Origin of the sequence: Bradyrhizobium sp. Cp5.3 (assembly GCF_000426265.1) — a bacterium.
Taxonomy (GTDB): domain Bacteria; phylum Pseudomonadota; class Alphaproteobacteria; order Rhizobiales; family Xanthobacteraceae; genus Bradyrhizobium; species Bradyrhizobium neotropicale.
Window position 1 is genome coordinate 102,650 of the sequence record NZ_AUFA01000018.1, and the last position, 14,252, is coordinate 116,901.

Sequence of the window (14,252 nt, forward strand, 5' to 3'; positions counted from 1 at the left end):
AGGTGCGCCGGTTCACTCGGCCAGATGCACCCGCCGATCGTCGCCGACCTCAATCCCGGGCGCGACCACCACTTCCCAGGGATGGCCGTCGGGATCGGCGAAGTAGCCGGAATAGCCGCCATAGTCGGTCTCATGCGCGGCCTTCAGCAGAGCCGCTCCCTTGCTGGCGGCAAATGCCAGCACGGCATCGACCTCCTCGCGCGTCCGGCAGTTCCAGGCGAGCGTCATGCCGCGAAAGGCAAGTGGCCTCGGCCTGTCCGGCAATGTGGCGTCCGCCGCGAGCTGATCCCAGGGAAACAGGCCAAGCACCGGGCCGCCGGTGTCGAAGAAGGCGACTGCCTCGCCGGTCGCCTTCAGCCGGCGAGCAAAGCCGAGCGCTTCGTAGAACGCGATGCTGGCGCGGATGTCGCTCACGCCGAGCGTGATGACGGTGAGCCGCGACACCGGGGCAGGTAATTCCTTACTCATGACACGCCTCGTTGGCTTTCGCCACTCAGAACAAGCTCAGCTGCTCGCCGTTCTGCTTCGGCCTCGCAAAGTGATCCGTCGTCAGCTTCGAGCGCCGCTTGTTGAGCCCGAGCTTGTCGCAGGCGATCTCGAAGCGGCGGCCGATGGTCCAGGCCATCGGGCCGGTGCCCTTCATCCGCTCGCCCCATTTCGCGTCGTAGTCGCGACCGCCGCGCATGTCGCGGATCAGGGTGAAGACATGGCGATAGCGGTCCGGATAGTTCGCCATCAGCCATTCGCGGAAGAGATCGCGCACCTCGAGCGGCAGCCGGAGCAGCACGTAGGATGCTTCCTTGACGCCGGCATGCGCGGCGGCATCCAGAATGCGCTCGATCTCCGAATCGTTCAGCGCGGGGATCACGGGCGCGACCATGACGGTGGTCGGAATGCCGGCATCCGAGAGCTGCTTCAGCGCCTCCAGCCGCTTCGGCGGCGTGGACGCCCGCGGCTCCATGGTGCGCGCGAGCTTGGGATCGAGCGTCGTGACCGAGATCGCGACCTTGGCGAGGTTGCGCTTTGCCATCCGCGCGAGAATGTCGATGTCGCGGGCGACCAGCGCCGACTTGGTGACGATGCCGACGGGATGCCCGGCGCGCTCCAGCACCTCCAAAATGCCACGCATGATTTTGCGCTCGCGCTCGATCGGCTGATAGGGATCGGTGTTGGTGCCGATCGCGATCATCCGCGGCTCGTAACCGGGTGCGGCGAGCTCCTTCTCCAGCAGCGCCGGCGCCTCGGGCTTGGCGAACAACTTGGACTCGAAGTCGAGCCCCGGCGACAGGCCGAGATAGGCGTGCGTCGGCCGCGCGAAGCAGTAGACGCAGCCATGCTCACAGCCGCGATAGGGATTGATCGAACGGTCGAAACCGATATCGGGGGAGTCGTTGCGGGTAATCACCTTGCGTGAGGTGTCGACCGCAACCGTGGTCTTGAACGGCGGCAGGTCGTCCAGGCTCTGCCAGCCGTCGTCAAAGGCGACGCGCGCCTCGGCCTCGTAGCGGCCACTGGCGTTGGATTGCGCGCCCCGCCCTCGCCTCCGCTCGCGGTCGATGGCGACCGAAAGCTCGGGGAAATCGGAAGGCGCACCCGCCGGCTCGGAGGGCGCCGTGACCGGCGGGTGCCTGAGGGCATGAAGGGATGCTCGACTCATGGAGCCAAGATAGCACGCAAAAGGAACAAATCAAGAACAAGAGCAAAAATCCGCAAAACAACCCCATGCAAAGTAGCCGCCCAAACTTTGCGCGCCGGATTTTGACATCGCGCAAGGGGCTGCCGGTGCGATCCCGTTTGATAACAACCAGGGATCGATCACGCGCCAACGAGGTTGGTGACGATCGCTGCGTGAAGGGTCGGCAAACATGACAGACAGACAACAAAGAGGCGCCGCCACCGGCGACCTCGACCTCCTCGACCGTTACTGGCGCGCCGCAAACTATTTATCCGTCGGGCAAATCTACCTTCTGGACAATCCGCTGCTGCGCGAGCCCTTGCGGCCCGAGCACATCAAGCCGCGCCTGCTCGGCCATTGGGGCACGACGCCAGGGCTGAACTTCATCTACGCCCATCTCAATCGCGTCATCCGCGCGCTGGACCTCAACGTCCTCTATGTCTGCGGTCCCGGCCATGGCGGGCCGGGCATGGTGGCCAACACCTATCTCGAAGGCACATACAGCGAAATCTATCCAAACATCGGGCGCAACGCGGACGGATTGCGCAGGCTTTTCCGGCAGTTCTCCTTTCCCGGCGGCATCCCGAGCCACGCGGCGCCGGAAACGCCGGGCTCGATCCATGAGGGCGGCGAACTGGGCTACGCGCTGGTGCACGCCTATGGCGCCGCGCTCGACAATCCCGACCTGATCGTTGCCTGCGTCGTCGGTGACGGCGAAGCCGAGACCGGCCCGCTCGCGGCGTCCTGGCATTCGAACAAGTTCCTGAACCCGGTCCATGACGGCGCGGTGCTGCCGATCCTCCATCTCAACGGCTACAAGATCGCCAACCCGACTGTGCTCGGGCGGATGCGCGACGAGGAAATCCGCGAGCTGTTCCGCGGGTTTGGCCACGAGCCCCTGTTCGTCGAGGGCGACGATCCCAAGCTCATGCACCGGATCATGGCGGATGCGCTCGACGTCGCGCTCGCCAGCATCCGCTCGATCCAGCAGCACGCCCGCGACGGGCGGAAGGCGATTGAGCGGCCGCGCTGGCCGATGATCGTGCTGCGCAGCCCGAAGGGCTGGACCGGCCCCAAGGAGGTCGATGGCAAGAAGGTCGAAGGCTTTTGGCGCGCGCATCAGGTGCCGGTCGCGAGTTGCCGGGAAAATCCCGCGCATCTGAAGGTGCTCGAAGACTGGATGCGCAGCTACGAGCCCGAAAAACTGTTCGATGCGAACGGCAAGCTGATCGGCGAGCTTCAGGCGCTTGCGCCTGAAAGCGACCGCCGCATGGGCGCCAATCCGCACGCCAATGGCGGGCTGCTGAAGAAAGAGCTGAAGCTGCCGGACTATCGCGGCTTCGCGGTCGAGGTGACGCAACCCGGCGGCATCACCGCGGAAGCGACGCGCGAGCTCGGAAAATTCCTGCGCGACGTCATCCGCCTCAATGCGGACGCGCGCAACTTCCGCATCATGGGACCGGACGAGACCGCGTCAAACCGGCTCGATGCGGTGTTCGAGGCCACGGAACGGGTGTGGATGGAAACAATCGAGCCCTACGACGTCAATCTCGCGCAGGACGGCCGCGTCATGGAGGTCCTGAGCGAGCATCTCTGTCAGGGCTGGCTCGAAGGCTATTTGCTCACCGGACGCCACGGCTTCTTCTCCTGCTATGAGGCCTTCATCCACATCGTGGATTCCATGTTCAACCAGCACGCCAAATGGCTGAAGGTCTCGCGCGAGCTGCCGTGGCGGCGCCCGATCGCCTCCCTCAACTACCTCCTGACCTCGCATGTCTGGCGGCAGGACCATAACGGCTTCAGCCACCAGGATCCCGGCTTCGTCGATCTCGTCACCAACAAGAAGGCCGACATCGTCCGCGTCTATTTCCCGCCGGACGCCAACACGCTTCTGTGGATCGCCGATCACTGCCTGCGCACTTATGATCGCATCAACGTGATCGTCGCCGGCAAGCAGCCAGCGCCGCAATGGCTCTCGATGCAGGAAGCCGCCACTCACTGCGACGCCGGCATCGGCATCTGGACATGGGCGGGGACGGAAGACGCGGGCGAGGAGCCCGACGTGGTGATGGCCTGCGCCGGCGACGTGCCGACGCTGGAGACGCTCGCCGCCGTGGACCTGCTGCGCAAGGCGCTGCCGGACTTGAAAATCCGCGTCGTCAACGTCGTCGACCTGATGACGCTGCAACCGAAGGGGCAGCATCCGCACGGCCTGTCCGACCGCGACTTCGACAGCCTGTTCACCCGCGACAAGCCGGTGATCTTCGCCTATCACGGCTATCCCTATCTGATCCATCGCCTGACCTATAACCGCACCAATCATGCCGGAATGCATGTGCGCGGCTTCGCCGAGGAAGGCACCACGACGACGCCGTTCGACATGGTCGTGCTCAACCAGCTCGATCGCTATCACCTCGCGATCGAGGCGATCGAGCGCGCGCCGGGCTTTGCGACCAAAGCCGCGCAGGTAAAACAGCAATTCCGCGACGCGCTGATCAGGCATTCGCGTTATGTGCGCGAGCATGGCGAGGACATGCCGGAGATCTGCGACTGGGTCTGGCCGGGCAAGACGGACTGACATCATGTCGTCGTTCGACGCCGTCCTCGTTCTCAACGCCGGCTCGTCGAGCATCAAGTTCGGCCTGTTCGACATCTCGGCGGCCGAACCTGCCCTGCTCTGCAAGGGCTTGCTCGATGAGCACGAAGCCAAGCCGCGGCTCGTGGTGAAGAGCCCATCGGGCCAGAACCTATTGGAACAGCAGAGGGCGACATCGGATACCGATGGCGATCGTTTGCTCGCAGACGTGCTCGCCTTCATCGACGACCATTTCGGCGAACGCCACGTGCGCGCGATAGGGCACCGCATCGTTCATGGCGGGCCGGATTACTCCGGCCCCGTCGAACTGACGGAAGACGTCTACGCGAGGCTGGAGGCGCTGACGCCCCTTGCGCCACTGCATCAGCCGCGCTGCCTCGCGCCGGTCCGTATCGTCAGGACGATACGACCCGACCTGACGCAGATCGCCTGCTTCGATACCGCCTTTCACCACGGCCTCGCACCACCGGCGAGCCGCTTCGCCATTCCGAGACGCTATGAAGAGCGCGGCCTGCGGCGCTACGGCTTTCACGGCCTCTCGTTCGAATACGTCGCAGGCCGCCTTGCCGAGATCGCACCACAGCCCGCGGCAGGGCGCACCGTCATCGCGCATCTCGGCAACGGCGCGAGCCTTTGCGCGCTCCGTGATGGCCGTAGCGTCGACACCACGATGGGATTGACGCCGCTCGACGGGCTGATGATGGGCACGCGCTGCGGCACGATCGATCCCGGTGTCCTGCTCTATCTGCTCGATCACGAGAAGATGCCGAGCGATGCCGCGCAGCGCCTGCTCTACCAGGAGTCCGGCCTGCTCGGCGTCTCCGGGATCTCCGCGGACATGCGCACGCTGCTCGCAAGCGGCGAGGCCGCCGCAAGTGAGGCGATCGATCTCTTCACCTTCCGCGTTGCGCAGCAGGTTGCGATGATGGCGAGCACGCTCCAGGGGCTGGATCGCCTGGTCTTCACCGGCGGCATCGGCGAGCACAGCAGCGAGATACGCAGCGAGATCTCTGCGCGGCTCGCCTGGCTCGGCGCACGCATCGACCCGCGTGCGAATGGCGAGGCCCATGAGCGCATCAACAGCCGCGACAGCATCGTCGACATCTTCGTCATCCCGACCAGCGAAGAACTGACCATCGCGCGGCATTGCGCGGCGGTGCTGCACGAGCTCGCGATCATGTGACGATTTCATGAATGATCTAGCGCAACAATGCCAGCGCCGGTTCGGCGCATAAGAGCGCATCGAACGCTGTGCGGACCGACCATGAAAACCCATATCATTGAAGAGCTCGGACAGGGCGCCATTCTGCTGCCGTCGCTGGTGGCGGAAGGGCTGGCCGCCAACGACCGCATCAAGGTGCGGATGAGCGCGCTACAAGCGGCAACCCGTCATGCGCAGGAGCCCGGACAGCCCGCCGGCGACCTGGCTCTCGAAAGCCAGAATGCAGGCGTTGCGCCTGCCGCCATCGCGACGCTGATCGGCGGCGCCCATCTGATCGGACAGGGCCGGCTCGCGGCCCCGAACCTTTCGAAGCTGATGAAGGAAATTCAGGACGACGCGGTCACAATGATCCGTGCCGTCGAGGCCGGCGCAAGCGGTGAAGGCGAAAAGGCGAATGCACGGCTCGACGCGATCCGGACCGCGGGCCTGCTCGAGGCCGCCAGCGAGATCGAGATCTCCCGCATCGCGCGTCTGACCGGGGTGGCCGAAACCGGCGACAGCCTGCACCGGCTGGTCATGGATCTGCACAAGCAGCTCAACAGACTTGCGGCGAGCTGCTCGGAGGAAGTACTCGACGGCGCCCATGCCTTCGGCCTGCACAGCGAAGACCGTGGCGCGGTTGCGGCCTTCATGAAAGGCCTGAACGCAACACGCGGTCTCAAATTCAATCATCCCGGCCTCGACACCATGGCGACGCGCGCCGGCGGCCGGCTGCTGATCCAGAACGACATCGGGACCACGGACGCGCATGTGGTCGTGATCACGGTGAAGAGGGACGCCGTGACGGTTACCTACACCGACGTGCATCTGGCGCGGGCGAAGTTCTTCATCTCGCTCTTCGACAAGTTCGACGCGACATGGAGCGGGCTCGATCGTCACAGCGCCGCGGGTCTGGGCGAAGACAATTCCTTCTATCTCGTCACCGGCCAGTACCGCGCCGCGCACGTTACCGAACGCAACGAATTCCTCGCGGCCGTCGGCGCCGCGCTGGTTTTCCTGATCGATTGGAACAAGGCACGCAAACTGTTGCGGACCTGGGTCGCCAAAGACGATGCGACGCGGATCCTGGAATGGGCTGCGCGTCACCGCATCGGCCATCGCGGCTTCCTCGAACTCGGCGGCAACGAGCTTCTGGGCTCTGCGGTCCGCAATGCCGCCCCTTCCAGGATCGGCTTCGGCGAGCGCCTCGACCAGGCGCTGGGTCGCGCCGCCGCGATCGATTTCCTCAAGGTGGCGCTTCGCGTCTCCACCGAGGCGCTGCTTGCCGGCCGCTCGGTCCGGACGGTACGCGACCAGATCGAAGCCGACCTGGTGCGGCACCTGGACCGCGTGGACGGAGCCCTCCTTGCGGCGGTGCTGCGACAGATTGGCCTCGCCCATGATCTCGTCGCGGCAATCGCGCGCCATATCGCCGCCCTCCGGGCCGGCCAGCCTGCCGACAGCAAGCTGCTGGCGCAACGCTGTAGCACGATCGAGCAGAAGGCCGACCGTATCGCGCTCGAGAGCCGCAAGGAGGTCGACCGCCTCAATGCCCGCCCCTTGATCGGACAATTGATCGACCGTGCCGAGGAGGCGATCGACGAGCTCGAGCAGGCCGCCTTCATTGCCTCGCTGATGCCGGACCGGACGGATCCGTCCCTGCTGGCGTCGTTGGCCGGGCTTTGCGCGGTGGCCAGGACCGCGACCGAGATGGCCGCCAGAGGCGTCGCCGCCGCAATAGACGTGCCGGAGGGACGCCGGGTCGATTCCGAGGATGCGCTCTCCGCCGTGACCCGCCTGATCGATGCCGAACACGCCGCCGACAGCCGCGAGCGTGCGACGACCGCGCTGGTCTTTTGCGGCGGCTTCGACGTCGCGACGTCCCTTTCGGTGATCGAGCTCGCGCGCGCCGTCGAGCGCGCCACCGACCGCTTCGCCGCCTTCGGCCATCTGTTGCGCCGTCACATCATGATCGATCTCGCTGCTTAGGGGGCCACCATGCATATCGTGCGTATCGGCGCTGAGGCCACCGAATTGCGGCCCGCCGACGAGATCGGCGCCAAGGCCGCGAACCTCGCCCGGATGGCGGCGCTGGGCCTGCCCGTACCGCCCGCCTTCGTGTTGCCGGTCAAGCTCTGCGCCGACATCATCGCCGGCCGTGCCCAGGCCAAGCAGCATCTGCGCGACGGCCTCAAGGAAGGAATCGCATTCCTGGAGGGTGCCACCGGAAAGCGCTTCGGCGACCGCAGGCAGCCGCTCCTGGTGTCCGTGCGTTCGGGTGCGGCGCGGTCGATGCCCGGCATGCTCGACACCGTTCTCAATGTCGGCTGTACTTCGAACGCCGTGCACGGCCTGATCCGTGCGACCGGCCGGCCGCGGCTTGCGTGGGATTGCCGGCGCCGTTTCCTGGAAAGCTTTGGCGAGACCGTGCTCGAGCTCGATCAGGCTGCATTTGCTGCACGCATCTCCGAACTCGTTGCAGCCGAATGCGCCGGCAACGATCGCGAGCTCGACAGTGAAGCGCTGGAGCGGCTTGCCACCGACGAACAGACGCTGGTCGAGGACCGCGCCGACGGCTGGCTCGATGACGCCTTCGCGCAGCTCGAGGCCGCGGCCGAGGCCGTCTATCGGTCCTGGATGAGCGAGCGCGCGCAGACCTATCGAAGCCTGCAGAATCTCGAAGCACTCGAAGGCACCGCCGTGACCGTGCAGACGATGGTCTTCGGCAATGGCGGGCTTGCGTCCGGTGCCGGCGTGGCCTTCTCACGCGATCCCTCGACGGGAGCGCAACGTCCGATGATCGACCTCGTGCTCGATGCGCAGGGCGAAGATGTCGTCTCCGGGCGCCGCGTGCCCGACACGGCCGATGCGATTGCGCGCGAGCTGCCGACGATCGAAGTCGAGCTTGGCGATGTTCTGAAACGGCTCGAGCGCGAGTTCACCGACGTCCAGGATGTCGAATTCACGGTCGAGGACGGCAGGCTCTGGATCCTCCAGACGCGGACGGCCAAGCGCACGCCGCGCGCCGCGGTCAGGATCGCGATCGACCTCGTGCATGAAGGCCTGATCAGCGAGGGCGATGCCGCGGAACGGATCGCGGAGATCGATCTGGCTGCGCTCGCCGAAACCAGGCTCGTGTCCGCCGGCAAACCTGCGGCAACCGCCATCGGAGCCTCCGGCGGCATAGGTATCGGACGCGCGGCCTTCGATTCCGAAAGCGCCCAGCGCCTGTCGGCAGCGGGGGAGCCTGTCATCCTGCTGCGTCCCGATACCAGCACCGCCGACGTCGCGGGCTTCGCCCTGGCGGCCGGCATCGTCACGGCGGTCGGCGCACGCACCTCCCATGCCGCGCTGGTGGCCCGGCAGATGGGCAAGCCCTGCCTGGTGGGTTGCCGTGAGTTGAGTATCGATCCGATCGCGAGGCGCGCGCAGCTCGCCGACGCTGTGCTCTCCGAAGGCGAATGGGTCACGATCGAAGGCGACACCGGACAGCTTTATCTCGGGCGCTGTGAGACGGTCGAGACACGGCCCGAAGCCCAGCTTGCCGAGATCGCCAGGTGGCAATCGCAGGCCGGCCGACACGACCGGCGCCCGCGCGTCGCCAAGACTCAGTGAGTTCCGGACAGGATCTGGATGCAGCCGATCACGACCTCGATCACGATCAGCACCACCACCGCCACCTCGAGGCGCAGCGAACGCTGCGTGTCGATGATGTCGGTCAGCGCGTTGGCCGTCGCCGACACCGCCGTGAGCTTGCGCTCGAGCGTATCGAGGCGCTCCTTCAGCTCGTACTCGTCTTCGAGACGGGAATAGAGCCGGTCGAGCTCCGGCTTCTCCCAGAGCACGTCGGGCTTCTCGGCAACGGCAACACGGCCGGCGACGCGCTGCTGGACCAGGAGCGCATTGCCGATCAGCTGCAGGATACCCTTGCGCTCGGGCGGCGTGCGGCCCTGCTCGGCGAGCTTCCGCGCGAGGGGCTCGATCACGTCGAAGACCGCAGCGACGCGCCGCTCGTCGCGGGCCAGCGACGTGCTCTTGGCGAGCGCGTCCGCAATCAGGAGCAGGCGGTCGTCGGAGAATTTTGCGAGACAGATCGGCCCGCCGGGCTGGATCGCCTCTTCGTCGTGGCAGAGCTGCGCCTGCGCGGTCTCTTCCTCATAGGGGCTGAGCTCGCCGATCACGCGCGGCTTCAGATTGTCGATGAGAACCTTCTCCTCCGACGGGAGCAATCCGATCAGCACGACGACACCGTAGCGGAAGATCACGGCAAGACCCGCATGGACGCGGAAGGCGGCGGGCATCGAGGAGACCAGCGGCCCAAGCTCGAGGCCCGCGGCATTGATGCGGTCACCCAGCATCACCGCGCGGATCCGCAAGTTCGGCGCGGGCGCGGCGTCCTGCTTCGGCGATACCGCCGTCGGGCCAACAGTGAGTTGATCAGCGTTCACGCAAGTGTCCTGCTTGGGGCCACGGTGAGGCGATACACGACGGCCCGGGATCCATCGAAAACCTCGAGCAGATGATCGCAGATGGAGCAGCGGAATTCACCGGCTTCTCCGGTCAGGGATGATAGCGTAATCCGGCGAAAACCGGCTCCACATTTCGGACAGATGATGTCACCTTTTTCCATGGTTGCACGCTTTCCCGGCTGAACGGCCGATCCGGCATCGGCGCCTCCGATCGGCCCACGCTCGACAATCACTGCAGCGATGTCCGGTTTCCTCCCGTCATGGCGCGCATTTGCCGAAACATTCGGCAAAGCTGTCGGCCTGGATGCGAAACATTGGGATGCGATGGGCCATTCGAGTTTACCATCGAACGCCGACGCCCCTTCAAAAAGTTGCGCTCGGCAGCGCAGCATGTTTATGACACCATCATAACAAGGCAAGTTTCTTCCGAAATTTGAGCCAACGAAGCCTCAATCATGCTGAGCGTCATCATTCCGACCGAAGGTGTCGAACAGACGGCGGTCGCTACGCTGGCCGCGCTGGTGCCCGGTGCCGCCGCCGGCATCATCCGCGAAGTTCTGCTGGTCGACGGCACCCGTAATGGTGTCATCGAGCGCGTGGCTGACGTCGCAGGCTGCCGCTTCATCGGTTTCGAGGGATCCTCGCAAGGGGCGGCGCTTGCCGCCGGCGCGCGCCAGGCCCGCTCGCCCTGGCTGATGTTCCTGCACGCGGGCGCCGTGCTGGAAACCGGCTGGATCGAGGAGACCACCCAGTTCATCCAGACCGTTTCAGCCAGCGGCCGCGACCGGGCCGCCGTGTTCCGCCATTCCCGCTCGCCCTACTCCGATACCAGACCGCGCGACATGCTTCGCGCGGTGGCGCGAAAGTTCATCGGCCCGTTCGGCGACCAGGGGCTTTTGATCGCGCGCGATCATTACGACCGGCTCGGCGGCTATCCGCCCGAGGCCCGCCGTTCCGAGGCGCGCCTGTTGCGGCGGCTTGGCCGCTCCTCCCGGACGCTGCTACGCAGCCGGATCGTCATGGTGGGGTGAGCCACGAAGATACTTGCTAAAGTCAAATAATTAATTGACAATGGCAAGTATCGAGGTGCCCCATGACCGCAAGCCCGACGCATTCGACCATCGAGGTCTCCGACAACCAGGTTCAGGCGGTTCGCGCGTTCAACCGCTTCTACACCCACAAGCTCGGCGTGCTCGACCAGCAGCTCCTGAAGAGCCCGTTCTCGCTGAGCGAAGCGCGTGTGCTCTACGAGCTCGCCCATGGCGGCGAGCAACCGGCCAAGGAGATCGGCACCGCGCTCGGGCTCGATGCCGGCTATCTCAGCCGCATCGTACAGAATTTTGACGAGAGCGGCCTGATCGCGCGCAAGCCGCTTCCCACCGACCGCCGGCAGTACCAGCTGAGCCTGACCGCGAAGGGCCGACAGGCCTTCGCCAGACTCGAGCGCATGTCGCAGGAGGATGTTGCCGCGATGCTGCGGCCCCTCTCCGGCGAGGACCGCCGACGGCTGACCGGCTCGATGGAGATGATCGAGCAGCTGCTCGCGATGCCCCGCACGCCGGCGCCGCGCGCCACCCTGCGCGAACCACGCCCCGGCGACATGGGCTGGGTGGTGCAGAGCCATGGCGCGTTCTATGCCGGCGAATACGGCTTCGATTCCGGCTTCGAGGCGTTGGTGGCCGAGATCGTCGCCAAGTACATGACCACCTACGACGCCTCGCGCGAGCGCTGCTGGATCGCCGACATCGAGGGCCGTCCCGTGGGCTCGGTGTTTCTGGTGAAGGCAAGCGACGACGTCGCCAAGCTGCGCCTGCTGCTGCTCGATCCCGCCGCGCGCGGACAGGGCCTCGGCCAGCGGCTGGTGGCCGAATGCATCTCCTTCGCACGCGCCTGCGGCTATCGGCGGATGACGCTGTGGACGCAGAGCATTCTGGTTGCCGCGCGCAAAATCTATCAGGACGCCGGCTTCAAGCTGGTCGGAACCGAGCCGCATCGCAGCTTCGGCCAGAATTTGATCGGCGAGACCTGGGAGCGCGACCTCTGATGCACGGGCGGCACGAAGCCTCGCGCCGCGTCACCGCCGAGTTGGTCGACCTCTACAAGCGCCGCGGCTGCCGGCTGCAGCGCGATGCGTGGCGCGACCTCTGGCGCGCGATGTGGTGTCGCTTCGCACGGAGCGACGACAGATAATCCACGACGCGCAACAGCGTACGCTGCGCATTATTGTGCCCTCTCTTGTGGGAGAGGGCAGCGACGCTGGAAGACACGAATTCAATGGGGTGAGGGGTCTCTCTCCACATTGCTCCGTATGGAGAGAGACCCCTCACCCGTCTCGCCGCTACGCGGCGAGCCACCCTCTCCCACAAGAAGGGGAGAGGGTAAAGTCGCAGCTGTGATCGCGATTAAACCGTCGCGCCTTGCGCCTTCGGCCTTCGCAAGTGCTCATCCAGCCGTGGCATGATCTCGACGAAGTTGCAGGGGCGCGTGCGGTAGTCGAGCTGGGCGGCGAGGATGCCGTCCCAGCCGTCGCGGCAGGCGCCGGGCGAGCCGGGCAGGCAGAAGATGTAGGTCGCGCCTGCAACGCCCGCGGTGGCGCGGCTCTGGATCGTCGACGTGCCGATCTTGGCGTGGCTCATCATGTGGAACGCGATCGAGAAGCCGTCCATGCGCTTCTCGAACAAGGGCTCGACCGCCTCCGGCGTCACGTCGCGTCCCGTGAAACCGGTGCCGCCGGTGGTAATGACGACGTCGACGCCGGCATCCGCGATCCAGCGCCGGATCACGGCTCGGATCGACTCGACGTCGTCGGTGACGATCTCGCGCGCGGCGAGATGATGGCCGGCCCCAAGGATCCGGTCAGCGAGCGTCTGGCCGGATTTGTCGTCGGCGAGCGAGCGCGTGTCGGAGACGGTGAGCACCGCGATGTTGAGCGCGATGAATTGCTTTGACTCGTCGATGGAAGCCACGACTTCATACCTCCTTGCCCATCCTCCGACGTCATCCTGAGGTGCGCGCGCAAGCGCGCCTCGAAGGATGGGCCGGGGTTTCGTCATCCTCTACGGCTCGCCGAAGGGGCGAGCGCCTCAGGATGACGCCACAACCGGTTACAGCGACCCGCTGCCGAACGTGTTGCAGGCGTCCACCGTGCCGCGCTGATAGCCGGTCATGAACCAGCGCTTGCGCTGCTCGGCCGAGCCGTGGGTGAAGGAATCGGGCACGACGCGGCCCGTCGCCTGGCGTTGCAGCGTGTCGTCGCCGATCGCGCTCGCCGTGGTCAGCGCGGCGTCGATGTCGCCGGGTTCCAGGAAGTTCGGACGCTTCTTGGCCTCGCGGTTGACCCAGACGCCAGACAGACAGTCGGCCTGCAGCTCCACCTTGACCTGGAGCGCGTTGGCCTCGGCCTTGGAGCCGGCCTGCTGCTGCAGCCGCGTCACGCGCGGAATGATGCCGAGCAGGTTCTGGATGTGATGGCCGGCCTCATGAGCGATGATGTAGGCGGTGGTGAAATTGCACGCCGACTTGCCCGAGCAGCCGCGGAAGCGTGTCTCGACCTCGCGGAAGAAGCCGGTGTCGAGAAAAATGGTGCGATCCGGCGGGCAATAGAACGGGCCCATCGCCGACTGCGCCATGCCGCAGCGCCCGCCATTGGTGGCGTTGCGGAACAGCACGATCTTCGGACCGGTGTAGGACTGGCCGCTGGCCTGGAAGATCTCGCTCCAGCGGTCGTCGATCTCGCCGAGGATGCCGGAGATCATGCTGCCCATCTCGTCGGTCGGCGCGCCGCGCTTGGCGGAGGTCGACTGGCGATCGGTCTGGTAGGTCGGCGCCTGATTGCCGCCGGTGAGTATCTCGGCGCCGCCGATCAGGATGCGGGGATCGATGCCGAAGGCATAGCCGATCAGGCCAAGCACGATGATGGTGCCGATGCCGAGCCCGCCGCCGCCCATGGGCAGGCCGAACCCGCCGCCTCCGCCGCCGCCAAATCCACCACCACCCTCGTCGCGACGATCCTCGATGTCGTCGCTGCGGCGGAAGTCATCGTAACGCATGGCGGCCTTCCCTTGAGGGTCCCTGATGGCATTTCGTGTGCACGCAAAGGTGCGAAAGCTCAACGCGCCACACAGGTAAAATTTCCGTTGCGTTAATCAATATCCCGGTCGGCAAAAATTGCCTAGTGCGACAGCGTGCCGGCGCCAGCAATTTTTTCCTGCCCGCGCGCAATTTTTTCCGAGAGAAATTTGCAGGTGCCGCGGCCGCCGCGCGGCGGCATATGCGAAATATACCGTAAAACACAGCGATTGCGCACAACAC

The 14,252-nt window shown here is 65.7% G+C and carries 13 protein-coding genes; 7 read left to right on the forward strand and 6 right to left on the reverse strand.

Annotated elements, in window-relative coordinates; translation table 11 throughout:
* Positions 1 to 12: 12 nt before the first annotated feature.
* Positions 13 to 468 (reverse strand): VOC family protein, encoded by a 456-nt coding sequence (locus tag K289_RS0123595; protein ID WP_027553798.1) that lies wholly within the window; start codon positions 466 to 468, stop codon positions 13 to 15.
* A gap of 25 nt (positions 469 to 493) precedes the next feature.
* On the reverse strand, positions 494 to 1,657 hold the full coding sequence (locus tag K289_RS0123600) for a PA0069 family radical SAM protein (protein WP_027553799.1): 1,164 nt from the start codon (positions 1,655 to 1,657) through the stop codon (positions 494 to 496).
* A 208-nt stretch (positions 1,658 to 1,865) separates the two neighbouring features.
* Here K289_RS0123600 and K289_RS0123605 point away from each other — a divergent pair, with 208 nt between their 5' ends.
* The 4 genes from K289_RS0123605 (at position 1,866) to K289_RS0123620 (ending at position 9,087) form a co-directional block, all read left to right on the forward strand.
* On the forward strand, positions 1,866 to 4,253 hold the full coding sequence (locus K289_RS0123605; protein ID WP_027553800.1) for a phosphoketolase: 2,388 nt from the start codon (positions 1,866 to 1,868) through the stop codon (positions 4,251 to 4,253).
* A gap of 4 nt (positions 4,254 to 4,257) precedes the next feature.
* Positions 4,258 to 5,454 (forward strand): acetate/propionate family kinase, encoded by a 1,197-nt coding sequence (locus K289_RS0123610; protein WP_027553801.1) that lies wholly within the window; start codon positions 4,258 to 4,260, stop codon positions 5,452 to 5,454.
* Between the two features lie 81 nt (positions 5,455 to 5,535).
* The gene (locus tag K289_RS0123615; RefSeq protein WP_027553802.1) at positions 5,536 to 7,461 is read left to right on the forward strand and encodes a hypothetical protein; all 1,926 of its coding nucleotides are present in this window, start codon (positions 5,536 to 5,538) and stop codon (positions 7,459 to 7,461) included.
* Positions 7,462 to 7,470: 9 nt separating this feature from the next.
* The gene (locus K289_RS0123620) at positions 7,471 to 9,087 is read left to right on the forward strand and encodes a PEP/pyruvate-binding domain-containing protein (protein ID WP_027553803.1); all 1,617 of its coding nucleotides are present in this window, start codon (positions 7,471 to 7,473) and stop codon (positions 9,085 to 9,087) included.
* Here the strand turns inward: K289_RS0123620 and K289_RS0123625 are convergent.
* Together K289_RS0123625 and K289_RS52405 are read right to left on the reverse strand one after the other, a co-directional pair.
* Positions 9,081 to 9,920 (reverse strand): RMD1 family protein, encoded by an 840-nt coding sequence (locus K289_RS0123625; protein WP_027553804.1) that lies wholly within the window; start codon positions 9,918 to 9,920, stop codon positions 9,081 to 9,083. The genes K289_RS0123620 and K289_RS0123625 overlap by 7 nt on opposite strands.
* On the reverse strand, positions 9,917 to 10,333 hold the full coding sequence (locus K289_RS52405) for an MJ0042-type zinc finger domain-containing protein (protein ID WP_245283981.1): 417 nt from the start codon (positions 10,331 to 10,333) through the stop codon (positions 9,917 to 9,919). Before K289_RS52405 ends, K289_RS0123625 begins: the two co-directional genes overlap by 4 nt.
* A 63-nt stretch (positions 10,334 to 10,396) precedes the next feature.
* Here K289_RS52405 and K289_RS0123630 point away from each other — a divergent pair, with 63 nt between their 5' ends.
* From K289_RS0123630 to K289_RS50650, 3 genes are all read left to right on the forward strand, one after another.
* Entirely contained in the window at positions 10,397 to 10,972 is a 576-nt protein-coding gene (locus K289_RS0123630) for a glycosyltransferase (protein WP_027553805.1), read from the forward strand.
* A gap of 62 nt (positions 10,973 to 11,034) precedes the next feature.
* Positions 11,035 to 11,985 carry a helix-turn-helix domain-containing GNAT family N-acetyltransferase gene (locus K289_RS0123635; RefSeq protein ID WP_027553806.1) on the forward strand — a complete coding sequence of 317 codons (951 nt, stop codon included), beginning with the start codon at positions 11,035 to 11,037 and terminating at the stop codon, positions 11,983 to 11,985.
* Positions 11,985 to 12,131 carry a hypothetical protein gene (locus tag K289_RS50650; protein ID WP_156918146.1) on the forward strand — a complete coding sequence of 49 codons (147 nt, stop codon included), beginning with the start codon at positions 11,985 to 11,987 and terminating at the stop codon, positions 12,129 to 12,131. Before K289_RS0123635 ends, K289_RS50650 begins: the two co-directional genes overlap by 1 nt.
* A 212-nt stretch (positions 12,132 to 12,343) precedes the next feature.
* On the opposite strand, the gene moaB is transcribed toward K289_RS50650, so the two are convergent.
* Both moaB and K289_RS0123650 read right to left on the reverse strand, forming a co-directional pair.
* Positions 12,344 to 12,907, reverse strand: a complete 564-nt coding sequence (gene moaB / locus K289_RS0123645; protein ID WP_027553807.1) for a molybdenum cofactor biosynthesis protein B — start codon at positions 12,905 to 12,907, stop codon at positions 12,344 to 12,346.
* 138 nt (positions 12,908 to 13,045) lie between these two features.
* Complete coding sequence (locus K289_RS0123650) at positions 13,046 to 13,990, reverse strand: neutral zinc metallopeptidase (RefSeq protein ID WP_027553808.1); 945 nt, start codon at positions 13,988 to 13,990, stop codon at positions 13,046 to 13,048.
* Between the last annotated feature and the right edge of the window lie 262 nt (positions 13,991 to 14,252).

Bases quoted from the DNA above. Each gene is read 5' to 3' on its own strand.
- K289_RS0123595 (WP_027553798.1), bottom strand. From the start codon at position 468: ATGAGTAAGGAATTACCTGCCCCGGTGTCGCGGCTCACCGTCATCACG.
- K289_RS0123600 (WP_027553799.1), bottom strand. From the start codon at position 1,657: ATGAGTCGAGCATCCCTTCATGCCCTCAGGCACCCGCCGGTCACGGCG.
- K289_RS0123605 (WP_027553800.1), top strand. From the start codon at position 1,866: ATGACAGACAGACAACAAAGAGGCGCCGCCACCGGCGACCTCGACCTC.
- K289_RS0123610 (WP_027553801.1), top strand. From the start codon at position 4,258: ATGTCGTCGTTCGACGCCGTCCTCGTTCTCAACGCCGGCTCGTCGAGC.
- K289_RS0123615 (WP_027553802.1), top strand. From the start codon at position 5,536: ATGAAAACCCATATCATTGAAGAGCTCGGACAGGGCGCCATTCTGCTG.
- K289_RS0123620 (WP_027553803.1), top strand. From the start codon at position 7,471: ATGCATATCGTGCGTATCGGCGCTGAGGCCACCGAATTGCGGCCCGCC.
- K289_RS52405 (WP_245283981.1), bottom strand. From the start codon at position 10,333: ATGCTGCGCTGCCGAGCGCAACTTTTTGAAGGGGCGTCGGCGTTCGAT.
- K289_RS0123630 (WP_027553805.1), top strand. From the start codon at position 10,397: ATGCTGAGCGTCATCATTCCGACCGAAGGTGTCGAACAGACGGCGGTC.
- K289_RS0123635 (WP_027553806.1), top strand. From the start codon at position 11,035: ATGACCGCAAGCCCGACGCATTCGACCATCGAGGTCTCCGACAACCAG.
- K289_RS50650 (WP_156918146.1), top strand. From the start codon at position 11,985: ATGCACGGGCGGCACGAAGCCTCGCGCCGCGTCACCGCCGAGTTGGTC.
- K289_RS0123650 (WP_027553808.1), bottom strand. From the start codon at position 13,990: ATGCGTTACGATGACTTCCGCCGCAGCGACGACATCGAGGATCGTCGC.